We start from the raw sequence: 24244 nt of genomic DNA, 5'->3' as shown, positions 1-24244 counted from the left end.
GCACGACGGCCGTACCCTTCCAATAAAAAAGCCAAAATGGGTTATCAATGATGATGAAGGCGATGTCACCGGGGCGCTTGCAGCCCCATTTGCTTGGCGTAGCGATTGCGTGCATGACGGTAGGCCAGGCCCAGGCGTTCGAAGTTGACTTGGGTGATTCCGATTTCCGCCTCCGTTGGGACAACACGGTGCGTTACAACTGGGCCATGCGCCTGCAAGACCAGAGCCACTTGATCGACCGGGCAGGGGGTGGCGCTTACGATCAAAGCAACGCCGCGTTCGACAAATACGACACCATCAGCAACCGTCTGGACTTGCTCAGTGAGATCGACCTGAACTACCAGGGGCGTTACGGGGCCCGTTTGAGTGCGGCGGCTTGGTACGACGAGGCATACGACGGCAAAAACCCTGCGACGGTCCCCGGTGGCACGAGCTACGTTGACAATCGATTCACGCATATCGTCAAGCGCTATTACGCGGGCCCTTCCGGGGAGTTTCTTGACGCCTACGTGTATGGCCGCTTCGAACCCGCAGGGCTCCCGACGGACCTGCGCCTTGGGCAGCATGCGGTAATCTGGGGCGAGGGGTTATTCGGCAGCACTAACGCAATTTCGTACTCGCAAGCGCCGGCAGACCTGCGCAAAGCGACCGCCAACCCAGGCGCATCGGCAAAAGAAACGGCCTTGCCAATAAACCAGATATCGTTCATGACGCAGGCCAGCGACCAGATTGTCGTGGCAGGTCAGTATCTGTTCGAGTGGGACCCGAATCGCATTCCAGAAGGCGGCACTTACTTTGCGGGGAGCGATGCGATACTCGAAGGCCCCAACGTTGGTCGGGGCAAGGCTATCGAGGGCGACAAGGGGGATTACGGCTTGTCGGTACGCTATCGACCGGACTGGTTTGATGGCACGCTGGGCCTGTACTACCGCCGTTTCGATGAAAAGTCTGCATGGGTCTCCCAGCGCGACTTCGCCACTGGTTTGGTGCACGCTGTCTATGCCAAGGATATCGAGCTTTATGGCCTGAGCGTCAGCAGCAACATCGGCGGTGTGTCGATCGGCGCTGAGTTGTCCTACCGCGAGAACATGCCGCTCAACTCCAGTGGCGCCGCCGCTGACCAGGCTCATCGCCTGGAAGGCGCGCGCGGCTCTACGTGGCATGCTTTGGTCAATGCTGTGCAAACCTATGGTGATACCGCGCTCTTCGATTCCGCCAGCCTTTCCGGTGAATTGGCCTGGGCCAAGCTGGACAAGGTCACCGACAACCGCAGTGCCTACCGCGCCAAGGGCTACAACGCCGGTTGCAACAGCAACGCCAAGATGCTCGGTTGTTCCGATGATGAGTTTTACTCTGTGGCCGTGGCCTTTACCCCGACATGGGTCCAGGTATTCCCCAGCATCGATCTCAAGCTGCCGATTTTTCTCTCTAGAAACCTCAGTGGCAACGCCCCTACCAATGGCGGCGGCAGCGAAGGGTTCACCACCGCCAAGGTGGGGATTTCTGCAGAAGCCTACTCACGCCATTTCGTAGACCTCGCCGTTACCTATTACGACCAGAAGAAAAGTGATTCGGACAACCTGATTCTTGGGGCTCCGTACCTGGACAAAGCGTGGGTGTCATTGACCTACCAGACCACCTTCTGATCTGCCGATAATCACCACGAGGCAAATCCATGTTTAGAAAAATGTGTGTAGCTTGCGCACTGGCAGGCCTGAGCAGCAGTGCCCTTGCGGCAGTCAGTGCTGATGAAGCGGCCCAACTGGGCAAGACCCTGACGCTGTTCGGATCTCAAGCCCAGGCCAGTGCCGACGGGAAAATACCTGCCTACGAGGGTGGCCTGCCGACTACCACCAACCCGCCAGGCTTTGTAAAAGACAGCGGCAAATGGGTGAATCCGTACGCTGCAGAGAAGCCGCTATACGCTATCACGGCAAATAACATGGCCGAATACGCGGACAAGCTGTCGGAAGGTACCAAAGAAATGTTGCGGCGCCAGCCCAGTTATCGTCTGGACGTCTATCCCACACACCGCAGCGTCAGTTACCCACAATTCATTCTCGACAAGACCCGCAACAATGCGACCCAGGCCAAATTGACGAAAGGTGGAGATGCACTCGAGGGCGCCATTGGCGGCATTCCTTTCCCGATCCCCAAGACCGGTCAGGAAGTCATGTGGAACCACATGGCCAGGTACAACGGGGTCGCTGCCGAAGACCACATGCGCAACTTCTATGTCGACAGCAACGGCAAATTGATCAACTCGGGTGAAATCAAGCTTTCGCGCAACTTTGCGTTCCATAACCCGGAGGCAACCGCCGAGTCGGTCAAGAAGAACGATTCGTTCATCTTTCAAAACGCCTACCACTTTACCGGGCCGGCCCGCAGCGTCGGTGATGCGACCATGTATTACGACACGATCGACATGGTCGACATGCCCCGGCGGGCCTACACCTACTCGGCCAGTACGCGCCGTGTGCGCTTGAGCCCGGACATCGCCTACGACACACCAATCGCGTCCCAGGGCGGGGTGACCACCTATGACGACGCAGAGCTGTACACCGGCCGTCTTGACCGTTTCGACTGGAAGCTGGTGGGCAAGCGTGAGCTGTACATTCCTTACAACATCTATGACCTCAGCTTCAATATCGGCTCTGACAAGTCACTGACGCCCAAGCACGTGAACCCCGACCATGTTCGCTGGGAGCTGCACCGGGTGTGGGTAGTGGAAGGCACCCTCAAACCGGGCGTGCGGCATGTATACAGCAAGCGGGTGTACTACTTCGATGAGGACTGGTCTGGCGCTGGGGTGGCTGACGAATACGATGGCTCGGGCAAGCTCTACAAGTCGATGCAGCAGGGGATGAGCCAGCTGTATGACAAGCAGGCGCCCATGTCGCGCACCTATTGGGCGTATGACTTCGCGACCGGGGCGTACTCGTTCTCGCAGCACTATGCCGACCTGAAGTTTGGCTGGCGGGTAATGGATAAGCTCCACCCGCGCTCTACGTTCACGCCAGAGGCCTTGCAGGCCCGCAGTGGCCGCTGATTATCGGTGATCGGCCCTGGCGCAGTGGTGCTCGGGGCCACCTACAAGGAGTGGCCGATGTTACTGATACAACGAAAACTGGCGCTCGTTGCCGGGCTGCTGTTGAGTGTCGCTTGCGCAACCGCAGCCCAGTTCCGCGACCCGCTGGATATACCCGCCAGCCCCAGCAGGCTTGCCCAGCACAGCATGCTCACTGGTATCACCCAGACGTCAGAGGGTCGCTGGGTGGCAGTGGGCCGCCGCGGTCACGCCTTATATTCCGACGACGGCACTACATGGCATCAGGCCGATGTGCCGGTGTCTGTAGACCTTGTTGCCGTGCACTTTCCCACACCGGTTCAAGGCTGGGCGGTTGGGCATGGGGGCGTAATCCTGCACTCAGCCGATGGCGGCAAGACCTGGCTCAAACAATTGGACGGGCGAGCGCTGGCAGACCTGTTGATCGCGTACTGGAGGCCGCTTGCCGTGCAAGCTGACGAAAGTGATGCCGGTCCGTCAGCAGCACTGCTGGATGCCGAACGTTTCAAGGAGGAAGGGCCTGGCCGGCCGTTTCTGGACGTGCGCTTCAAGGACGCCGTCAGCGGTTACGCAGTCGGCGCCTACAACCTGCTACTCGCAACCGAAGATGGCGGGCAAAGCTGGCAGGTGCTCTCAGACAAGACCGACAACCCAGGTGGATTGCACTTCAATGCGGTCCAGTTGGGTAACGCAGGGCAAGTCTACCTGGCGGGGGAACAAGGGCTGCTGCTGCAAAAAAATCTTCAGACCGGGCGTTTCGACTCCCTCTCTACACCCTATAGCGGCACTTGGTTCGGCATGCTCGAACAGGGTAACCGCCTGCTGCTATTTGGCCTGCGCGGCAACGTATACGTCAGCCATGACCGGGGCCAGCACTGGAGCAAGGCCAATACCGGAACTGACAACACCATTACCGCTGCGACCTCATTGAGAGATATGCAGGTGGTGCTGGTTACTCAGGCTGGCGAAGTACTGATCAGTGAGGACAGCGCTGCGGAGCGCTTTCGGCCGGTCTCCACCCCAAGAACCATGCCGTTGTATGGCGTAGCCCCGGCAGGCACTGCTGCCGTGGTCGCGGTGGGTGCCGGCGGGGTAGTGCATCTCGAACTTGGACGTCAGTGAGGAATCCCGCATGACCATTTTCCAAGACAGCGGCGCCGGTGACCGGGCTGCAGCCAGTGGGGCTGCGCAGTTCGATCCGCATTCAGGCAGCTACCTGGAGCAACTGCTGTTCAATCACCGTTTGTTCATCATGCTGGCGTGCGCCTTGCTGACGGTCTGGACTGCATTCCAAGCCAGCAAACTGCAGGTAAACGCGGGTTTCGAGGACATCATTCCGCAGTCTCACCCCTATATACGCAATTACCTTGAAAACAAGGCAGACCTGCGCGGGTTGGGTAACAACCTTCGCGTTGTGGTCGAGAATACCCAGGGTGATATTTATGACCCTGAGTACCTTGAGGCGTTGAAGCAGGTCAATGACGCACTGTTCCTCATGCCTGGGGTAAATCGTTCTTTCGTCAAGTCAATCTGGATGCCGGTGGTGCGCTGGACCGAAGTGACTGAAGAGGGCTTTCGTGGCGGCCCGGTGATGCCGGATACCTATGACGGCTCCGCTCGGGCTATCAATGAGCTGCGCACTAATGTCAGTCGTGCTGGGTTACGTGCCAACCTGATAGCCAACGACCAACGCTCGGCAATGATCATTGCGCCGCTGCTGGAGCGTTATGCCGACACCGGCGAGCCGATCGACTACGGCACCCTGCACGCCCAGCTCGAAGCGGTGCGAGCGTTGCAAGATTCCGCTCTGCCAGACAAACCCGGGAAAATTCGCATCCATATCGTCGGCTTCGGCAAGTTGGCGGGCGACCTGATCGCGGGCTTGTACCAGGTCATGATGTACTTCGCTGTCGCAGCGCTGGTCACTATAGTGATCCTTTACGGTTATACCCGGTGCGTGCGAAGCACGATGTTGGTGGTTGCCTGCTCACTCGTGGCGGTTGTCTGGCAGCTGGGCATGGTGCGGGCATTGGGATATTCACTTGACCCTTACTCGGTGTTGGTGCCGTTCCTGGTGTTTGCCATTGGCATTTCCCATGGTGCGCAAAAGATGAATGGCATCATGCAGGACATCGCCAGGGGGACTGACAAGTATGTTGCTGCACGCTTTACGTTCCGTCGGCTGTTTTTGGCCGGTCTGACGGCTTTGGTAGCTGACGCGGTCGGCTTTGGTGTGCTCATGATCATTGACATCCCTGTCATCAAATCATTGGCACTGACAGCAAGCATTGGCGTGGCAGTGTTGGTGTTCACCAACCTTATCTTGCTGCCAATCCTCCTGTCGTACCTGGGCGTGGGGGCTAACGCGGCGCGGCGCAGCCATGAGTCCAGTCACAACCCGCCGGGGGCATGGGACGTCCTGGTACGCTTCACCAAACCCAAGTGGGCGCTTTTGGCAATCGGTTTTGCGCTGGCTTTGGCGGCCGCTGGTTTTGTCATCAGCTTGCAATTGCAGATAGGTGATCTGGACGCGGGGGCTCCGGAGCTCCGCCCCGATGCGCGTTATAACCAGGATTCGGCATTCATTACTGGCCACTACGGGCTTTCCAGTGATCAGTTTGCGGTCATGGTCAAAACCCCGCCAGGCGGCTGCGAAGCATGGCAGACACAGGTGGAGGTTGACCGCCTGGAGTGGGCGCTACAGCAGGTACCGGGCGTGCAAAGCACGGTGTCGCTGGCGGGGGCTGTCAGCCGGCTGTCTTCCGCGCTTTTCGAGGCATCTCCGAAGTGGATCACCATCAGCCATAACCAGGCCTTGGTCAACACATCCGTGCTGCGTGCGCAGGAAGCCAACCCTGACCTGGTCAACTCGGACTGCTCGCTGGTGCCCGTTATCGCTTACCTGGCTGACCACAAGGCGCAGACACTTGCTCGGGTCCTGGCTGCGGTGGAGGCCTTTGCCCGTGAGCATGACTCCGATCAGCTGAAATTCTTGCCGGCGGCAGGTTCCGCGGGTATTGACGCGGTGACCAATATCGTCGTGCGTGATGCCAACCGCACCATGCTGCTGTTCGTATACCTGGCGGTTGCCGCGCTCTGTTTCATCACCTTCCGCAGTTGGCGAGCGGTTGTGGTGGCCCTGGTGCCATTGGTGGTGACATCGATCCTGTGCGAGGCGCTGATGGTGGCACTGGGCTTTGGGGTAAAGGTAGCGACGCTGCCGGTCATTGCCTTGGGCGTCGGTATCGGGGTCGACTACGCCCTGTATCTGCTCAGTGTGCAATTGGCGCAGCAGCGCAGCGGGATGCCGCTTGCAGAAGCGTACAGGCGTGCCTTGCTGTTCACCGGCAAGGTAGTAGCGCTGGTAGGCATCACGCTTGCTGCAGGTGTCATCACCTGGGCCTGGTCGCCCATCAAGTTCCAGGCAGACATGGGCATCCTGCTGACCTTCATGTTCCTCTGGAACATGCTCGGTGCGCTGGTTCTCATTCCTGCCTTGTCCTGCTTCCTGCTACGGGGTACTGCACGATGAAATTGGAAACGCCTGCTTTGGCAGCCAATCTGCAACCATTCCCTCGGCACACGACCGCGTGGTACATGACTGGGGTCTTGTTCCTGCTTTATTGGTTGTCACTACTGGACCGGTTGGTTATCTCGTTGCTGGTGGACCCGATCCGGCGGGACCTGGGCATCACTGACTTTGAACTGTCGCTGTTGCAAGGATTTGCTTTCGGCCTGTTTTATGCGGTTTGCGGGTTGCCGCTGGGTTGGTTGGTCGACCGCTTCAGCCGCCGCTGGGTCATTTTCGGTGGTGTGACGATCTGGACGCTTTCAACCGCCTTCTGCGGCTTCGCGCACAACTACTGGCAGCTGTTCCTGGCGCGTATTGGCGTAGGGGCGGGGGAGGCCGCCCTGAGCCCGGCGGCCTATTCGTTAATGGCTGACAGTTTTCCTGCGCACCGGCTGACAACGGCCCTGGCAGTGTACTCACTGGGCTCGCTGTTCGGTACAGGCATGGCCTACCTGATGGGAGGCGTGATCGTTGGCCTGGTGGCTGAGCATCAATCGGTCCTGCTACCTATGGTGGGTGAAGTTCGCTCATGGCAGATGGTGTTCATCACCATCGGGTTGCCTGGCGTATTGCTGGGCTTGCTTGTGTTCACTTTCCGCGAGCCGGTCAGGCGCACCACGCATACAGTTCGGCCTGCCAGCGCTCTTTCAACTGAAGTGTTCGGTGAGGTATTCATCCATATCCGCCGGCACGCGCGGTTTTTCGTCTGTCACCATCTTGGCTACACGCTCTGCGTAATGGCGGTCGCCGGCTTGGCGTTGTGGGCACCCACCTACTTGCAGCGCACGTTTGCCTGGAAGCCCGCTCAGATAGGTGTCTGGCTCGGGGTGGTCGGCACGTTGGGTGGGGTGCTCGGTGCTCTTGGATGTGGACAGCTGATCGATCGACAGATCGCGCGTGGGCGTCTGGATGCGCACATGCGATTATTCTGCTTCACATCATTGGTAAGTGTACCTATCGCAGTCGTCGGGGTGCTGTGGCACAACCCCTACGTATTTCTGGGCGCGTTTTTCCTTATCCAGGTACTGCTCAGCCCGCTCATGGGAATCTCTGCTGCGGCCCTGCAAATTGCCACACCTGCCGAGTTGCGTGGGCGTTTGTCATCGCTTTATCTATTCGTGATGATATTGCTGGGGATAGGTGCTGGGCCGTCGGTGGTCGCGGCTTTTACAGACTTCATTTTCGAAGACGACACCAAGGTTGGACATTCATTGGCCTTGATCTTTGCCTTGGCGTTGCCTTTTGCAGCGCTCTTGTTGCACTTGGGCAGGCCAGCGATGCGTTTGGCCGTGAAGGAAAACATGGTGCGCTAGTGTGATGCTGATCACTTAGGCAATTGGGGCTGCGAAGCAGCCCCATGCAGTACTTCATCACCTTGATCGGCTAATCAGCCGAACCGGGCTGGATTGAGGACCGGTCCGGCCACGTGCTGGCCGCCATCTGCGTGAATGACCTCGCCGTTGACGAAGGTGCACGCGTCGCCGGCCAGGAAAAGCGCGGCCGAACCGATGTCTTCGACTGGGTCGCCCAGACGCTCCAACGGCAACTGCCTGATCATCAGGTCGATCACGCCGGGCCGGCGCTCGTGATAGCGACGTAGTTCCGGGGTATCCGCCAAAGGCAGCAGCAGGTTGCTGGCGATCTGGTAGCGGCCCCAGTCAAGGGCTGCCGTGCGGGTCAGCCCGACAAGGCTCCAGGCCGCGGCATTGTATGCCGCCAAGCCTTCATTGACGCCCTCGCCGTAACGGTGGCCAATGTTGATAATGCGCCCGCCGCCTGCACTCTGCAGGGCTGGCAGGGCGGCCTGCATAGCGGCAACTGCCGCCTGGATGCAAGTGAATACTTCGGCGAAGACAGCGGCAGGCTGGCGCTCGAGTGGGCCGATGGCAGGAATGGGCAGCACGTTATTGACCAGGACATCGAGACCGCCGAGTTGTGCGATTGCCGCTGTTACGATTTCCCCAGCCGTTTCGTCCAAGGGCGTAGTAAATGCCAAGGCATCACCACCGCTAGCACGAATGGTTTGCGCCAACTCTTCGGCGAGGCTGGCATCGGGATCCAGCACTGCGACGCGTGCACCTTCGCGCGCGAAGCGTATCGCGATGCCGTGTCCTATCGTGTCCGCACCGAGGATCAGCGCGTTTTTGTTCTGCATTTCATTCATGATGCGTTGCCCTCGACTCTATCGATTTGGTGGAGTTGTGGTAGCCCCAGCAGGTTCTGCCCGCCGTCGATGAACAGCGACTGACCGGTTATGAAGCGGCCAGACTCGCCGGCAAGTCCGAGCACCGCATTGCCGATATCCTCTTGCGCACGGCCGTGGCGGCGCATGGGTGTCTGTCTGGCAACAGCCTCCATCTTTTTTCGGTCCTCTCCATAGAACGCTTCGTATGCCGGGCTCAAACCAGAGGGCAGAACCACGTTCACAGTGACATTATGGCGTCCCCATTCATTGGCCAGGGTGCGTGTGAGGCCGCGTATGCCTTCCTTTGTGGTGTTGTACGGCAGCCCGAATTTGCTGCCATAGACCCCATTCACTGAGGCGAAGTTGATGATGCGCCCGCCACCTGCCCGGATGAACCAGGGTAGGGCGGCCTGGCCCGTCCAGAGCGAGGCATAAACTCCGGAGCGCAATGCGACATCGAGCAAAGCATCGTTGGCTTCTGACTCGGCGCTGGCCAGCTCTGGCACCACCTGAGCATTGTTTACCAGGATGTCGAGGCCGCCGAAGTACTCGGCGGCTTGGCGTACCAGACGTTGCGCTTGTTCCTTGTCGGTCAGGTCTGCGCGCACGAATATGGCTTCGGCGCCGAGCTGGCGCAGCGTGGCTACGACTGCTTCGCCCTTTTCCTGTGAGCGCCCGTTAACCACGAGTTTCGCCCCCTCCTGCGCAAAGCGCCGGACGATACCCTCGCCAAGCCCCTGCGTAGAGCCCGTGACGAGGGCGACCTTGCCGTTGAGTCGATTCATGCTGCTCTCCATGGTTATGGCGCGATGATGATTACTGAGCGGATAACGAGCCGCCAGAGCGGGCTGTTCCGAATGATTTCGATTCGATTGGGAGTCTGCTTCGCTCTGTCGAGAGATTATCTATAGCTCTATAGAAAATCAATTGCACTATTGAAGGTTTGGATTGCATTTCTTCGCCGATGGGTTGGGTTTACCTGGTAGGCAGTCTCACCACTAGGCCGTCCAGCTCAGGCGTGACGATGACTTGGCAGGTGAGGCGGCTGTCTTCGGATACACCCATTGCACAGGTGAGCATGTCCGTCTCGTACGATTCGGCCACTGGCATGCGCGACCTGAAGTTCGGCGCGACATACCCGTGGCAGGTGGCGCAGCTGCAACTGCCTCCGCAGTCGCCCAGAATGCCGGGTACTTGATTGCTGACTGCAACCTGCATAACCGATTGGCCGATTTGCGCTTGCACGCGCTGTTCTGTTCCGTCGTGTTGAACGAATATGATGGTTGGCATTTTGGTGTCCTGAGGAAGTGAGTAATCAGCTGTTTGGCAGCAGGTCTTGAAGTGGAATAGAGTCATCGGCCAATCGCGCGGGATCGACCTTGGTCCGTTGACTGATAAAGCGTTTGGCCAGCATGAATTCGGCGGGGCGGTTCACGGTATCGGCAGCCAACACTTGGCCTTCCTTGAGGTAAAAAGCCGCAAAGGCATTGCTGTCTGGATTTCCTCGAACAATCAATTGATCGTAACCTTGGGAAAGGCCAACCATCTTCAGCTTCAACTCGTACTGATCCGACCAGAACCAGGGAATGGAGGAGTAGGCCTTTGGATTGCCGCAAATCGAAGCGGCAACGCAACGTGCCTGTTCAAGTGCATTGGGTACCGATTCCAGGCGCAGTCGGCGGCCGAACAAGGGGTTGGGATGGTTAGTACAATCGCCGGCGGCATAGATGTTTGGGTCAGACGTTTGGCCGAACTCGTCCACCACTACACCGTTATCGACACTCAAGCCGGCCTCTGCGGCTAGTTCCACATTCGGTTCAAGACCGATACCAACGATAATCAGATCAGCCGCTACGGTGCTGCCGCCCACGCACGTTACGACGCTGACTGCATCACCCGATGGATCCATTTGCACATCCTCAACGGCCATTCCCGTGCGGATGTCCACACCGGCATCACGGTGACGCGATTCGTAGAAGGCTGATAATTCAGGCGCGGTAACTCTTGCCAATACCCGAGGCAGGGCTTCGAGGACTGTTACCTTCAGGCCGTGCCTGACAGCCACGGCCGCCACTTCCAGGCCTATATACCCGCCACCGATGATGACCAAGCGCATGCCGGGTTCGAACTGCTGCCGGATACGGTCAACGTCGTGCAACGTTCGAAGGTAGTGAAAGTTGCCCGAGCGCTCAGCCTGCTCGATGTGCGAAATGGGTAATCGCCGTGGCCTGCCTCCAGTGGCCAGGATCAGGCGATCGTAGTTGACCACTCTGCCATCGGCCAGAAGTACAGTACGGCTGAGCTTGTCGATTTTATCGACCCGCATGCTACTGATTATGTCTACCTTGGCTTTTTCATAAGTGGCCGGTGGCTTGATCAGCAGGCTTTGAGCGGTCGCCGTACCGGACAAATAGGTTTTTGATAGCGGCGGACGATGATAGGGGAGGAAGGGCTCTTCCCCGATAAGAAGGATGCTGCCTTGCCAGCCGTTGTCTCTCAGGCTGGTTGCAAGTTCTCCTGCCGCATGCCCTGCGCCAACAATCACTGCAGCGAGCGAAGTGGATTCAATCATTCTACACCTGACTAGGAAGACGTCGCCTGGGGCAACTATCATTTCAACAACTGGGAATTGAGACATTGAGCGTACTGCTTCAGGGCTCCAATGGGCCCGAGCATTGTTAGCGCTGCAGCGTTTGAAAACAGCAGCAGCCCTTGTTGGCCTGCTGCTGTGTTGTCCTTAACGCTGACTGCGCCGCGCCAAAGATTCTGCTGTATAAAATTGAATAGGTTGCATATGCTCTCTTACAAACGCGCCATTACCGCGCCCTCCAGTGATGCTGGTGTGGTAATAGACGCCCGTTGCAAAGTCGTACAGCCACATTGATGAAGCATGGGGAACTTGCTTGTCGTACATCTGGTAGGACGGCATGTAGATGCCCTTGGCCAGATTGCCCGCAGCGTCCCAGGCATCGGACATGCCGGTGGAAGGAATATCTTCGTCATAGTACAAACGCCGCTTGGGTTGCACATGACGCTTGCCTGGCTTGAGGGTCGCCTCTACCACATTGACGCGGTGAAGCTCCCAGCGCATGACATTTGGATTAGGGTGGTGGGGATTCAAGAGCTCTTCGGGCGTGGCTTGCATCCAGTCATAGGCGTTGTAAGGGATGATCATTTCTTTCTTGCCCAAGTACTTGAAGTCGTACCGGTCCTGCATGCCCGAAAACATGAACACCTCATCGTACAGCATGGCACCGCCAGAAGTGGCTACTGGAAAATCGTATTGAGCATCCGGCGAGCGACGAACCCGCCGTTGGCCAGGCGAGTAGTTCCAAGTGGCATTGGGGCTCTCAACCGGATTGACGTAAAAACGTAGCAGGTTACCTTCGCCCACCGTGCGTGCAGGCGCGGTGTAGATGTTCATCTGCGCCCGGTAAAGCCCGATGGCGGCAAACTTCTCTACGTCCAGTTCCTTGTTGTAGTAAGGCGCGTCGGTAATTAGATCAATGCCTGCCGTCAATACTCTGTTGCCTTTGGCATCGACATACCAGCCCTGACCGGAAATCCGCAATGATTCCCCCTGGTTGTGCAGCATGGCATTCCAAGCAACTTCATTGCCGGTCTTGGGAATGGGGAAAGGTACGCCGCCAAAGCACCCTTGCAACGCGAGGCCTTCTTCGATGGTTTTGCAACGCGTCGCATTGGCAAGACTGTTCTGCTGGACCCAGTCGGGGTATTTAGCGCTGCGCCGGCTCTGATAGACCGGGACGGTATAGGTGTCCGGGAAACGCTTGATCAGCTCTTTGGTGCTTTCGGAGAGCTGATCGGCATACTTATCCACGTTCTTGGCATTAATGATGAACAGCGGTTTGTCATCAGGATAAGGGTTGGCCCAGTGGCCGGAATCTGGCACAAACCCAGGCGGATTAGTCGAGGTCGGCAGCCCGCCGGTATAGGCCGGGATGGTGCCGGCAGCATTACCCGCAACTTCAGCTCCCCATGGGGTGAGCGATTTACCCAGTTCAGCGGCTTCCTGCGTCGAGACGGCTGCGTGGGCTACGCTGGCCGCGAAGAGTGTCATGGACAAAGTAATGATACGAAGCTTCATAGGGAACCTCCCAATCAGAGCGCGGTTTGATAAGTGAAGATCAGCGCATCGCGGTCCTGTGGGCCGTCGAGCCCACTATGAACATCTGTTTCACCGACGTCGCCGGTGCGGCCTGCAGGGGGGATGTATCCAACGTCGAGCTGATGCTTCATCGCGCCCGGTAAGTATTTAACGGGCGGATCTACTCTGACCGAATAGGTGTCTCGCGGCGCAACTCCTGCAGTTTGCTTAGCGGGGTCGCCGTAAAGCTCATTGGTCAGGAAAACCGGGAACGACACGGTGATATCTGGCAACGCCTGTTCCCATACTGGATTGCAGTTGATACCGATATAGGCGCCCAGCCTCGGGGCGCGGCCATTGGCCCACCCGCGCTGACTGTAACTACTCGGAGTGTCCAGATTTATGTTAGCGGTCGCGAAGGGTGCTGACAGCGGGTTGCCACGGGTAGCTAGTTGTCTCTGCATTTATATGCCCTCTGGTTTTGTTCTTGTTTTCATCGAAGTGCATGGCATTCCGGTTGGGTCGGTGGCAAGAACCTCTCTGGGGGACGGAATTGATTTGCTATAAGATTGCTGGCGATTCTCGATCTTGAATCGGCGAACCGTAGAGCGTGGTTCGCTGGCGCGGTACGCGGCCGCTGGCGTCGATCAGGTTGGTCAAAGTCTCGGGGGTCATCTCCTGGCCATGCTTGGCGCCGGCGCTGGAGGTGATCGATTCGTTCATCAATGTGCCACCTGCGTCATTGGCGCCGGCATGCAGAGCAGCCTGGAGGCCTGAGAGGCCCATCTTTACCCACGAGGCCTGAATGTTTTTGATGAAGGGGTGCAGCACCAATCGACCGACGGCGTGCATCAGGATCGCCTCCCGGAATGTAGGTCCCTTGCGTGCTTTACCTTTGCGGTAGAGCGGAGCCTCCATGTGGACGAAAGCAAGAGGCACGAATTCGGTGATACCGCCGGTTTTCGAGGCGAGCTCACGCAGGTGCAGCAAGTGACGTGACCAATGCTCTATGCGTTCGACATGGCCGAACATGATGGTCGCAGTGCTCTTGAGGCCGATCGCGTGAGCGGCATACATTACTTCCAGCCATTGTTGGGTGTTGAGTTTGTCGGGGCAAAGCAGGGCGCGGACTTCATCATCAAGCACTTCCGCAGCGGTTCCGGGCAGGCTGGCCAGGCCCGCGTTCTTGAGGCGCGTGAGATACTCGTTTAGAGACAGGTCGAGCGTGTGCGCGCCTTGCCAGATCTCCAGTGGCGAAAAGGCATGCACGTGCATGTCAGGCGCCGCCTTCTTCACCGAATCGATGATAGACAGATAGGTTTCGCCGGTATAAGCCGGGTGGATACCGCCCTGTAGGCAAACCTCCGTCGCGCCACGTGCCCAGGCCTCATCTACGCGTTTGCCAATCTCCTCGGCGCCCAGATTGTAGGCGGCACCTCGACTGCTGCGCTGTCCTTTGGAGAATGCGCAGAACCCACAGTGGAAGTAGCAAATGTTGGTGTAATTGATGTTGCGGGTGACTACGTAGCTGACGACATCGCCGCACTGCGCGCTGCGCAAGCGATCCGCCGCGCGGCAGACATAGGCGAAGTCCTGGCCACGCGCCTGGAACAAGCGAGTGACATCCTGTTCGGCAATAGGCGCGCCTTGAAGTAACAGCTCGACGAGTGTCTGCAGATCCTGGCTGACGTGAGTGTCATCGGTCTCTTGGAGCAGCGAAAGGTCGGCAGCGGGCGGTGGCTGCACATCGCCAGCGACCCAATCATCTGTACGGGGGTAACCTTCCGTGTCGATACCTCGCAATACAGCACTGCGCAAGCCCGGGTCCACCCAGTCGGTATTGGCCACCGCGTAACGCGGATAGATGGTCAGGCGCTCTTGAAGATGTTTACCGGCTGCTTTTGTCTCGTGCTCGAGTTTGTCCAGATGGGGCCATGGCGCCTCGGGATTGATGAAGTCAGGCGTCAGCGGCGACACGCCGCCCCAGTCACTGACTCCCGCTCCGATGAGTATGCCAAAGCCCTCGGAGGAAAGATTTGGCGGTGCCTGGATGCCCATTTCCGGCCCAAACAAGATGCGCGCGATAGCAATGCTCCAGCGGAGCTCGTCAAGGCTGGGTTCAGGCGCCTTGGCCATCGGCGTACCGCATTTGGAGCGGAAATTCTGAACGATAACTTCCTGCAGGTTACCGTGTCGCTCGTGTATGTCGCGCAGTGCGAGCAGGGCCTCGACTCGCTCGCGGCGGGTCTCGCCGATGCCGATCAGGATGCCGGAGGTCATTGGCACTTGCAGCCTGCCGGCTGCCTCGAGCGTTGCAAGGCGCGGTGCGGGTAGTTTGTCGGGGCTTCCGAAATGCGGGCCGCCGCGTTGGCACAGGCGCTCCGACGTCGACTCGAGCATTATTCCCATCGACGGTGAAACAGCACGCAGCTTCGCCACTTCAGCTTCGGTGAGGCAACCTGCGTTTACATGCGGCAAAAGGCCCGTTTCCCGAAAAACCGCTGCGGCGATGTGCACGACATAGTCGATAGTGGTTTCGAAACCCATCGCATCGAGCGCCTGACGAGCGGCGCGGTAGCGAAGTTCAGGTTTCTCGCCGAGCGTTATCAGCGCTTCCTTGCAGCCCATTTGGACGCCAGCGCGCGCCGTTTCCAGCACTTGTTCCAGCGTGAGGTAAGCCGTTTCGACGGAGGGCGACTGGCGTGAGAAGCTGCAGTAATGACAGACGTCACGGCACAGCCGCGTGAGCGGTAGAAATACTTTGCGCGAATAGGTCACGATATTGCGGTCACCACGGTCGCGAATCTCGCTTGCAGCGGCGAGTAGCATTGGCAGGTCGACGCAATCAGCCAGGGCCAGTGCCTCATCGGCGCTGGGTAGGCGGCCCGCGACGACTGAACGGATGATGGCGCTCGCATTGAGGTTGTTATGGTTATGGGTCACGAGGCGATTTCCTGGTAAGTGGAGGTGTCGCAAAGGAGCGTTGCGGGCGAGAGGTCCCTGAGCAGCGCGGCCGTGTGTTTGCCGCAGCGGCCATCCCGCGCCGCATGTGCCAGGCTGTAAAAATCTTCGACGTTGTCGACGTCGAGCGCTGTGCTCGTCAGCGTGACCGTAGCGGTGGTGCATTGGCGACGTGCGCATTCGCGGCTATGGCGGGCATGGCTGTCCGGGCCGTAGTGGTATGTGAACGCTTCCGGGTGTTCAGCGAGCAGCAGGTTGGTACCGCCGTCGTCGGAGCGAACCATGACCACGCGCTGTTCGCCTTCGAGCGATTGCCATGTCGATACCACCTGACGAATGTCTTCCACGGTCAACAGCGGCATGTCGGCAAGGATCACCAGGAGCGCGGTCGCGCCGCCTCGGGCGGCGAGGCGGGCAGTGCCCTCTATGCCAGCGTTAAGTCCCGGCAACTGGGCGACGCTCGCCTCATCCAGCCAATTGATATCAAGGGCAGCAGCAGCTTCGCAGGTGTCGCTTGAATTCGACAGCATGTAAAGACGAGCTGCCGCGTTTGAGTTCCTGAGTGCCGTGATGACGTCTGCAGCCATCGCTCTGGCGAGTTGGGCACGGTGGGCGGCGCTAAGCAATGTGCTCAGTCTGCTCTTGGCGGCAGAAAAATTCTTGACCGGGACGACCGCCCAGATTGAGTCAGCGCGTGAGGACATCGGCGTACTCCAGGATCATTCGGGCGAGCTGCACTTTATCGTCGTCGTCCTTCATCAGCGTTGCCGTGACCTCGCAGGCCATGCCAAGGTCGGAAATCGGGCTGAGCAGATCCCGATCCACCTCATCGACAACCAGCGCGTCGATAGTGCCGTGAAAATGCCGAGCGATGGCAAGCGAAGTGATCGGCATGCCTAGCTCAGCCATGATTTTGGCAGTAGGACCTTTCACGGCTTGGTTGCCAATAATCGGTGACACGGCGATGACCGGCTTTCCTGTCGCGCTCAACGAAGCCTTTAGGCCTGGGATAGCCAGCATGGGGCCGATGCTGAGAAAGGGGTTGGACGGGCAAATGATGGTGGCTTGCAGCGTTGGCGACGCCAGCGCAGCAGCCAATTCCGGATGAATGGATGCAGTCTCCGCCCCCGCGAAACGGAACCCAAACACGCGTGGTGCGCAGTGGCGCCGTACAAAATAGTCCTGAAACGGCAGCTCGCCGTCGCTCGTCACCACCTTCGTCCCAATCAGGTCGTCCGACACCGGCACTACGCGGGCCTCGACTCCATAGGCATGGCATAGCTCAGCGGTGACTTCGCCTAATCCAGCGCCCTCGCGCAGTCGGTGAGTTCGGTAGAGGTGAGTGGCAAGATCCTTGTCTCCAAGACGAAACCAACTGGGGCCGCCAAGCGCTGTAAGCGATTCCAGACAGCTCCAGGTTTCGCCTTCGGTACCCCATCCTTGTACCTTGTCTGCGCGCCCTGCGAGCGTGTAGGTGACAGTGTCAAGATCAGGGCAGATACGTAGACCGAGGTGATCAAAATCGTCCCCTGTATTGCAGACGATCAGCAGCTCGTCGGGCGGCACAACACGCGCCAGGCCCAAGGCGAGCTTTGCTCCCCCGACACCACCGGAAAAGGCGATATAGCGAATGCTCATCGGAACAGATCCTCGTGCTTGGGCCGAATCAGTCGAGTGCTGCCCAACTCGCTGGTGTTGAAGTGAATTCCGCGCGCCAGGACAACCGGCGTCGCTTCGCTGGCCTGGCCCATCAGCAGGGATCCGGCTGCAGCCAATTCGTCAGCAATGGCGATCTGAGTGCGTTCGAGCGCACGTCCGAACATGTCGGGCTGACCGATCATGTCGCGCAAGGGCTCGATACCCGCGGAGCCAATTGCAAAACCGATCACACCATTGCGCCAGGCCCTGCCGGCGGAGTCGTTGATGATGACCGCGATGTCAGCGGCGCAGCGCTCATGCAGGGCGTCGCGCAGAATCCTTGCCGAAGTGTCAGGGTCGGCAGGCAGCAACAGCACGCGCGGATCGTCATCGTCGTCGGAGAAGATGTTGGAACGGTCGATGCCGGCATTGGCATGCACGTAACCGAGCTGGTGCTCGACAATGATGACGCCGGGCCTCTGACGTAGTACTTCACGTGATTCGCGCAGAATCAGCTCGGTCAAGCGGGGATCCGTTCGTGTATGGCCAGCGAGGTCCAGCGCTGGCGCAGAGGGTTCGATGGTGCGCAGGTGCGCATAGCGATTTTCCGCCTTGGAGACGACCTTCTGGGCAACGATCAGCACATCGCCATCGGCCGGTGTCAACTCCACACGTGCGTAAGCCTCGAGGATGACCGTGGACAAATCGTCGCCCGGCTCCACCAGCGGAATCCCAGGCAGGGCAGTCAAAGTCAGTTGTGTCGTCATGGGCCGACTCGGTTCTACAGGCCGCAAATTCGGATGCCGGCGTGGCATTTGAATTGTCGGTTGATGGTGATCAGCACTGAGGTCAAGGCTTCGGCGGCAGCGGCGTTGTCGATCGGGCCGGCCTGGAAACCACGCATACCGCAGGCCTCGACAAGCTTGACGACCTCGGCCCGAGCCTGCGGGTCGTTGCCGCAAACCAGCACATCGCAGTCGAGCGCTCGGTCTGACTTGAGGTGATCAGCTGCAACATTTTGAAAAGCTGAGACGACGCGCACGCCGTCGCCAAGAAAGGCTTGCGCGACCTGTCCGGCGGAACCTGCGTCAGGCAGTTGCACCGTGCCGACTTTAGGTGGCATCAATGGCACCGTCACATCGATCAGAATCTTGCCGTGCAGTTGATCTTTTACGGCGGCCAGTGTGCTCTGCTGGTGGCTGAAGGGGACAGTTAGCACAATGATCTCGGCAGCGGCTGCTGCCCCGATATTGTCCATGTCCGCTAGCAGTGTGGCGTCAGCGCCGCGCTTGGTGAGAAGGGTGCGCATCTCGGCGCAGGCTGTTGTCGCTTTCTCGTGTTCGCGTGAACCGATGATGACGTTGTAGCCCGCTTGAATCCAGCGCAGTGCCAGGCCAGAGCCGAGGGCTCCGGTACCACCGAGGACGGCGAGTGTGGGTTTTGTTTCCATGCTTCATATGCTCCAACTGTCTGAACCCGGGGTGTAAGTTCGCGCATCAACGGCCAAGCTTGGGCGGGGCGTAGTTGGGGCGCACCAAGTGACCGTGACGCACCCCGAGCGCCCACGCCTGCGCCTGGTCGGCATCCACCGCGTTCGTGAGAATGTAGAACCGCTGCTCGGCAACCCCGTCCAGCACGATTTTCGCTGCCTCTTGAGGGGTGTGGCCGCCTGCAGCCAAGAAGGCCGCCTTGCGTGCAATTTCTTCCGTGGTCGGGGTTCTACCGGCGAGGCTCTGTGGGCGATTGCGCGCGCTGTCGGGCATATCGGTCATCACCTTGTTCGGGCAAATTACCGACACGTTGATCGAGGAATCGTTATTCCACAGGTCGTATTGAAGAGCCTCACAGTAGCCCAGCATGGCGCGTTTGCTGGCGGCGTAGACGGACATAGAGGGGATGGGTTGCAGCGAAGTGTTGGAGCCGGTGGAGACGAAGTGGCCATGGCCCTGCTTCATCATGATCGGGATAAAGGCCGACACGGCGTAAACCGTACCGTAAAGGTTGACGCCCAATACCCAATCCAGGTCGGTTTCGTCCTTTTCCCAGGCGGAGCATGAGTACTCGCCGACTCCAGCGTTGCTGCAGACGATATCCACACGACCGAAGCGCTCAAGCGTACTCTGGGCCAGCTCAACGAGATTTTCACGCTTCATGACGTCTGTTGCGACGGTGATCGCTTGAGCGCCTAGCGCTTCGACGCTTTGTTGCGTTTCCTTGACTTTTTCAGTATCGATATCGGCCAGCACCAGGTGGGCGCCTTCGCGCGCAAATTCCTCGGCCATGGCCCGGCCAAGGCCTGTCGCCGAACCGATCACTACTACTATCTGTCCTTCGAATCGCCTCATCTTCGTGTTGCTCCGACTTGTTATTATTCTGGAACGCACAATTTCCTGGCTTGTCGCTCCGCTCGCGCTGACGGCAAGCTCCGAGAGGTTGCGGTGCTGGTGTGTCACTGCAAGCTTGCGCACCGCCTGCTCTTTCAATGCGATGGGTCACCGCTTGGGATGTCGTCGAACAACCCCGCGATCAATAAACGAGGCGCGGATTGAACGTGACATCCAGGTGCGGCAACACTTCCTTCTCAAATAGATTGAGGTTTTCCCAGGCAATTTTGGGGTCGATGCCACCCGCGAGCGGGGCAATGCGCAGGATGTCGTGTGGCCCGTAGGTCTTGGCATATTCCAGGCATTGTTCAGGTGTGACGATCTGGAAGTTCGGATTCGCTTTGAGGCTTTCAATGGTGTCACCCGCCTCGTAGGCTGACGACAACTGGCCACTTTTGTTGCGCTGAGTGGAGTATTTGGCATAGGACTGTGTCCAGTGCAGTAGATGCCGTCCGACCTGATCCCATGCTTTTTCCGGGGAATGGGTCACGTGTAGATACGTCGGCCCATAGGTAGGGTAAGGGCCGGGATCAGGCTTGCCCATCTTCTTGAGCTCGTCTCGATAGAACTCGGCGAGCTTGTACTCGGCGGGTCGAACTCCATCTGCACGCGTATGCGCGGCACGGCGCAATACTTTTTCGAAGCTGGCGCCCATCAACACGCGCATAGGCTCGTCCGGCACGGGGGAAACGCAATCGATCTGGCGCCCGCGGTACATGAATGGTTCGCCGGTGCCCGCGTTCTTGAGAAACTCCACCGTCTCCTCCATCACGTTCAGCCGGTCTTCAAGCCGAATACCGTACATGTCGAATTCAGCGGGGCGATATCCGCCGCTGATGACCGGCAGTGCACGACCGCCACTCAGCACCTCCAGTACGTGCAGATCCTCCGACAGCCTCATCAAGTTGTAGAATGGCGCGAGGACGATCATGCGCAGTTGCAAATGCTTGGTTCGCGCGGCAATAGCCATAGCGAGCATGACAGGCGAGGGCAGATAGCCGTCATCGGTGGTGTGGTGCTCGCCGATGGAGGTGGCCTGAAATCCGCGTTCATCAGCCCATTGGGCAATATCCAGTGAAGCTTTGTAGAGGTCAGTGCGCTTGGTTGTCGCCCAAGTGGGTAGACGCAAATCGAAAGTCAGTTCCAACGCTGGCATTGTGTTTCTCCTGTCAATGAATAGGGCGGGGTGCGAATTGGAGGGGCACGGCGCTCATGCGGCCGGTAATTGCCATTTCGTAAGTCACGTTGCTCATATCACCCAACCAATAATCGGGGATCGCCCGGTGCCATTCCTCAAGTAAGGTCTGCATGATCATGCGTGCCTGGAACGAACCAATGCAGCGATGTGGGCCACCTCCGAGGGACAGGTGCGGGTTAGGTTTGCGATTAAGGTCGATACGGTCGGGGTTCTCGAATATCGCGGGATCACGATTGGCTGCGAGTGTCAGAAGCATCACGCGATCGCCGGCTTCCAGCTTCACGCCATGGAACATTGCTGAACGCGTGACGGTACGCCCCCCCATGACTGCGGAGGACTCGAAGCGCAAAAGCTCGTCGATCGCAGTGGGAATGCAGCCAGGGTTTTCTACGATCTGTCTGCGCAGCTCGGGCTTGCTCGCCAGGTAATAAAAGGCAAACCCCATCTGCGTGCTGCTGGTGTGCACACCTGCAGAAAACCCCGTGCAGCACAGGTTCAGGATGGTGTCGTCGTCGAGTGGTTTACCGTCGACCCGCGCGTCCAGCAGCGCCGAAGGGATGTCGTCGGCGCGTTCGACGCGACGCTTGGCGAGGATTTCGAGGAAGACATCACGGATTGTGAACACGCCCTGCTCGTAGGTTTTCTTGTCCTGCCCCACCGTACTAGGGTTTGAACGTGCTCTCACGGCTTGGGTGAGGTCACGGGCAAGCGAAGGCGACACGCCCATGTTGTTCAGCGTGATCGCCGTGGCAATGGGTTCAGCCAGTTCACTTATCGCATCGCATGAGCCGAGTGTGGTAACGCGGTCGATAATTTCGCGGGTCAGCGCAACCGCATCTTCCTTGAACCTGCCTTGTACGCGCTGGGGGGTAAAGAAGGGTGCAAGTAGCGCGCGTACTTTGGTGTGATCGGGTGGGTCCATCTGCATGGGCAGTGGTCGGTGTGCCGGTGTTTCACGCAGGTAGAGGAAGTGCCCGCCAACGCTTGAAAACAACTCCCAGTTTTTGAGTGCTTCGGTGATCATGGCATGGGAGGTGACCACGAAAAAACCGCGCGCGGCACTGCTATAAAACATACCCTTGTCGCGTGAGTATTCGCGCATGGCTTGCCCAGCACTGGCCGAAGGCAACTGGCGACGAAACTTTTCGTCAAGCTCGAGATCCCAATCGACCACCGACAGTCCGGCGTCGCGGGCGCGTTGTTCCGCATTGTTCATTGCGCTCTCCCTATTATCTTTATTGTTGAGAAATCACTTCACTCAATCCGTTGACGTGCTGGCAGCTCAGAGCGAACCCTTGCATGCAATAGTCCACGGTTATGTACCCCGCACACCTCCGATGGCTCTCGTCCGTGGCCACCGAACTCGCTCTGTCAGCCTGTGTTTCGATGGTAGCAGCGGGGACAAGTGGTTCGCCGACAGGCCTATATCCATTGGGCTCATTGCTATATCCGATGGGCTCAAGAGGCGATAATGGGCGGGGATTCACGGTTCGGCGCATTGAATGGCGTTCTGATTTACGCATCAATGTCTATGTCAGACAGGATCAATGCCATACCATGGGGGCCTGTGAGTGCACGGGACTGATTAGCCATGCAAAAGCTCGACTACCTGCTCAAGCGGATGGAAGCAAGAGGGATTGCCCTCGACTCCATCCTGGATGGAACCGGCATAGAGTCCGACGCCATCGGCAACGCTGGCTACATGCCTTCGGTCAGTCAATATCGCGCGTTGTTACACCGCATTATCGAAATGTCTCCACCGGGTATCGGTATCAAGATAGGGCTTGAGGTACGCGTACTTGGCGAAGGTCTGCTTGGTTATGCTGCGCTGTTCTGCGCCACGCTGGGGGGTATGAGGGAGTTCAGCAAGACCTATAGGACGCTGGTCAATGACTTCACGCATTATTCCGATGGCGTGGTGAATGGCGAGTGGCATCTGAAGTTTTCCACCGTCAGCGGCTTGGACGATGTACAACCGTTTCTGGTCGAAGAGATGTACGCGCGGGTCAAGACGGCACAGCAGTCATATACCGGGGTCGATGTTCCATTCAAACGCCTTTATCTGGCCTACCCCGAGCCGCCTTACGGAAAACTCTACCGGAATATCTTCAGCTGCCCGGTTCGATTCAACCAAAGGGAAAATTGCCTGGCGATCGACGCAAAGTACCTGGACCTTCCCCTTGTGCTCTCTGCATCGGAAATCGGCGGACTGCTCGAAGCTCAATGTGCCCAGCTCCTTGGTGCGGCCAGTAGCTGCACGAGCGTTGGCACCGCTATCAAGCGGCATTTGATTCTGAATCCTGGCAACTACCCTACGCTGACGGAAATGAGTGCGACCATGGCGGTGAGCCCGGCCAGCTTGAAGCGCAAGCTGAAAGCAGAAGGGGAGACGTACCAAGGGATTCTGGACAGTATCCGCAAGGACCTGGCGATAAGCTTCCTGAGTCAAACCCGCCTGAGTGCGAAGGAAGTTAGTTATCGCGTGGGATTCAGCAATGTTCACAATTTCCGGCGGGCCTTCAAAGCGTGGACGGGAGAAAATCCGTCTCACTACCAAACGCTTGGTGGTTAAAGTCAATGCCAGATGTTCGTGATGGACCAAAAAAAAGAGGCGTCCAATTGCACGCCTCCTGAAGGGGTCCATCGAAGGGGTGTTGCTAGCGATGCTCGATGAGGCTCAAGGCGCATCATCTCCAGGCAGGTTGACGAATTTGAAGATGCCGCTGGCAGTCGCTACCAGCCTTCCTTGGTCGTCAACCAGGTCACCCTCGCAAAACGCTAGCGTCTTGCTAGCGTAGCGCAGCTTGCCACGGGCTGACAGCCGACCGCCGCTGCCGCCCCCGGGGCGCAGGAAGTTGGTTTTCATTTCCACCGTGACGCATGACCGTTTTTTGCTGTCAGTGGTTCGCGCTGCAGCGGCCATGGCCATGTCAAGCAAGGTCATCATCAGCCCACCATGTGCCTGTTCGGCGCCGTTGAGATGCTTGCGTTCAAGATCGACAACCAGGCAAGGAGGCTCCGGCTCTGGTTCGACCAGGATATCGAGGTGGTCCAGAAAGGGTACTTCAACGCGGTACTCGGCATACCGAACGGCCTTTGAGGGGAGAGAAACTTGCTTTGTCATGGGGGCTC

General features: G+C 58.4%; 21 protein-coding genes. 6 read left to right on the top strand and 15 right to left on the bottom strand.

The window, feature by feature from the left end; genetic code table 11:
* Positions 1 to 47: 47 nt before the first annotated feature.
* From ACF8O8_RS18065 to ACF8O8_RS18045, 5 genes are read left to right on the top strand one after another with little or no spacing between them, the layout of a single operon-like run.
* Positions 48 to 1646 carry a DUF1302 domain-containing protein gene (locus ACF8O8_RS18065; protein WP_392510159.1) on the top strand — a complete coding sequence of 533 codons (1599 nt, stop codon included), beginning with the start codon at positions 48 to 50 and terminating at the stop codon, positions 1644 to 1646.
* A gap of 29 nt (positions 1647 to 1675) precedes the next feature.
* Positions 1676 to 3049 carry a DUF1329 domain-containing protein gene (locus ACF8O8_RS18060; protein ID WP_392510158.1) on the top strand — a complete coding sequence of 458 codons (1374 nt, stop codon included), beginning with the start codon at positions 1676 to 1678 and terminating at the stop codon, positions 3047 to 3049.
* 57 nt (positions 3050 to 3106) lie between these two features.
* Positions 3107 to 4189, top strand: a complete 1083-nt coding sequence (locus ACF8O8_RS18055; protein WP_392510157.1) for a WD40/YVTN/BNR-like repeat-containing protein — start codon at positions 3107 to 3109, stop codon at positions 4187 to 4189.
* 10 nt (positions 4190 to 4199) lie between these two features.
* Positions 4200 to 6599, top strand: coding sequence for an RND family transporter (locus ACF8O8_RS18050; RefSeq protein WP_392510156.1), 2400 nt, complete (start codon positions 4200 to 4202; stop codon positions 6597 to 6599).
* The gene (locus ACF8O8_RS18045) at positions 6596 to 7951 is read left to right on the top strand and encodes a spinster family MFS transporter (protein ID WP_392510155.1); all 1356 of its coding nucleotides are present in this window, start codon (positions 6596 to 6598) and stop codon (positions 7949 to 7951) included. Before ACF8O8_RS18050 ends, ACF8O8_RS18045 begins: the two co-directional genes overlap by 4 nt.
* A gap of 74 nt (positions 7952 to 8025) precedes the next feature.
* Here ACF8O8_RS18045 and ACF8O8_RS18040 read toward each other — a convergent pair whose 3' ends face one another.
* The 14 genes from ACF8O8_RS18040 to ACF8O8_RS17975 form a co-directional block, all read right to left on the bottom strand.
* The gene (locus ACF8O8_RS18040) at positions 8026 to 8802 is read right to left on the bottom strand and encodes an SDR family NAD(P)-dependent oxidoreductase (RefSeq protein ID WP_392510154.1); all 777 of its coding nucleotides are present in this window, start codon (positions 8800 to 8802) and stop codon (positions 8026 to 8028) included.
* Positions 8799 to 9608, bottom strand: coding sequence for an SDR family NAD(P)-dependent oxidoreductase (locus tag ACF8O8_RS18035; RefSeq protein ID WP_392510153.1), 810 nt, complete (start codon positions 9606 to 9608; stop codon positions 8799 to 8801). Before ACF8O8_RS18035 ends, ACF8O8_RS18040 begins: the two co-directional genes overlap by 4 nt.
* A gap of 190 nt (positions 9609 to 9798) precedes the next feature.
* Positions 9799 to 10041, bottom strand: coding sequence for a (2Fe-2S)-binding protein (locus ACF8O8_RS18030; RefSeq protein WP_392510183.1), 243 nt, complete (start codon positions 10039 to 10041; stop codon positions 9799 to 9801).
* Positions 10042 to 10138: 97 nt separating this feature from the next.
* Positions 10139 to 11395, bottom strand: a complete 1257-nt coding sequence (locus tag ACF8O8_RS18025; protein ID WP_392510152.1) for an NAD(P)/FAD-dependent oxidoreductase — start codon at positions 11393 to 11395, stop codon at positions 10139 to 10141.
* A gap of 165 nt (positions 11396 to 11560) precedes the next feature.
* Positions 11561 to 12931, bottom strand: a complete 1371-nt coding sequence (locus ACF8O8_RS18020) for a DUF1329 domain-containing protein (RefSeq protein ID WP_392510151.1) — start codon at positions 12929 to 12931, stop codon at positions 11561 to 11563.
* A 14-nt stretch (positions 12932 to 12945) separates the two neighbouring features.
* A complete protein-coding gene (locus tag ACF8O8_RS18015; RefSeq protein WP_392510150.1) occupies positions 12946 to 13395 on the bottom strand; it encodes a hypothetical protein in 450 nt (149 codons plus the stop codon).
* 97 nt (positions 13396 to 13492) lie between these two features.
* On the bottom strand, positions 13493 to 15874 hold the full coding sequence (gene cofH / locus ACF8O8_RS18010) for a 5-amino-6-(D-ribitylamino)uracil--L-tyrosine 4-hydroxyphenyl transferase CofH (RefSeq protein WP_392510149.1): 2382 nt from the start codon (positions 15872 to 15874) through the stop codon (positions 13493 to 13495).
* On the bottom strand, positions 15871 to 16596 hold the full coding sequence (gene cofC, locus ACF8O8_RS18005; RefSeq protein WP_392510148.1) for a 2-phospho-L-lactate guanylyltransferase: 726 nt from the start codon (positions 16594 to 16596) through the stop codon (positions 15871 to 15873). Before cofC ends, cofH begins: the two co-directional genes overlap by 4 nt.
* Entirely contained in the window at positions 16580 to 17530 is a 951-nt protein-coding gene (gene cofD, locus ACF8O8_RS18000; RefSeq protein ID WP_392510147.1) for a 2-phospho-L-lactate transferase, read from the bottom strand. The genes cofC and cofD overlap by 17 nt, the downstream gene beginning before the upstream one ends.
* A complete protein-coding gene (cofE, locus tag ACF8O8_RS17995) occupies positions 17527 to 18297 on the bottom strand; it encodes a coenzyme F420-0:L-glutamate ligase (RefSeq protein WP_392510146.1) in 771 nt (256 codons plus the stop codon). Before cofE ends, cofD begins: the two co-directional genes overlap by 4 nt.
* A 14-nt stretch (positions 18298 to 18311) precedes the next feature.
* On the bottom strand, positions 18312 to 18980 hold the full coding sequence (gene npdG / locus ACF8O8_RS17990) for an NADPH-dependent F420 reductase (protein ID WP_392510145.1): 669 nt from the start codon (positions 18978 to 18980) through the stop codon (positions 18312 to 18314).
* Between the two features lie 46 nt (positions 18981 to 19026).
* Entirely contained in the window at positions 19027 to 19875 is an 849-nt protein-coding gene (locus ACF8O8_RS17985) for an SDR family NAD(P)-dependent oxidoreductase (protein WP_392510144.1), read from the bottom strand.
* A gap of 181 nt (positions 19876 to 20056) precedes the next feature.
* A complete protein-coding gene (locus ACF8O8_RS17980) occupies positions 20057 to 21070 on the bottom strand; it encodes an LLM class flavin-dependent oxidoreductase (protein ID WP_392510143.1) in 1014 nt (337 codons plus the stop codon).
* Between the two features lie 13 nt (positions 21071 to 21083).
* A complete protein-coding gene (locus ACF8O8_RS17975; RefSeq protein WP_392510142.1) occupies positions 21084 to 22328 on the bottom strand; it encodes a cytochrome P450 in 1245 nt (414 codons plus the stop codon).
* A 375-nt stretch (positions 22329 to 22703) separates the two neighbouring features.
* Between ACF8O8_RS17975 and ACF8O8_RS17970 the strand changes: the two genes are divergently transcribed.
* Entirely contained in the window at positions 22704 to 23684 is a 981-nt protein-coding gene (locus ACF8O8_RS17970) for an AraC family transcriptional regulator (protein WP_392510141.1), read from the top strand.
* 105 nt (positions 23685 to 23789) lie between these two features.
* Here ACF8O8_RS17970 and ACF8O8_RS17965 read toward each other — a convergent pair whose 3' ends face one another.
* Positions 23790 to 24236 carry a PaaI family thioesterase gene (locus tag ACF8O8_RS17965; protein WP_392510140.1) on the bottom strand — a complete coding sequence of 149 codons (447 nt, stop codon included), beginning with the start codon at positions 24234 to 24236 and terminating at the stop codon, positions 23790 to 23792.
* Between the last annotated feature and the right edge of the window lie 8 nt (positions 24237 to 24244).

This window comes from Pseudomonas sp. TYF_14, assembly GCF_043105275.1.
GTDB classification, from domain to species: Bacteria; Pseudomonadota; Gammaproteobacteria; order Pseudomonadales; family Pseudomonadaceae; genus Aquipseudomonas; species Aquipseudomonas alloputida.
The sequence above is the reverse complement of the archived record's forward strand: the minus strand, read 5'-3'. Positions and strand labels throughout refer to the sequence as shown.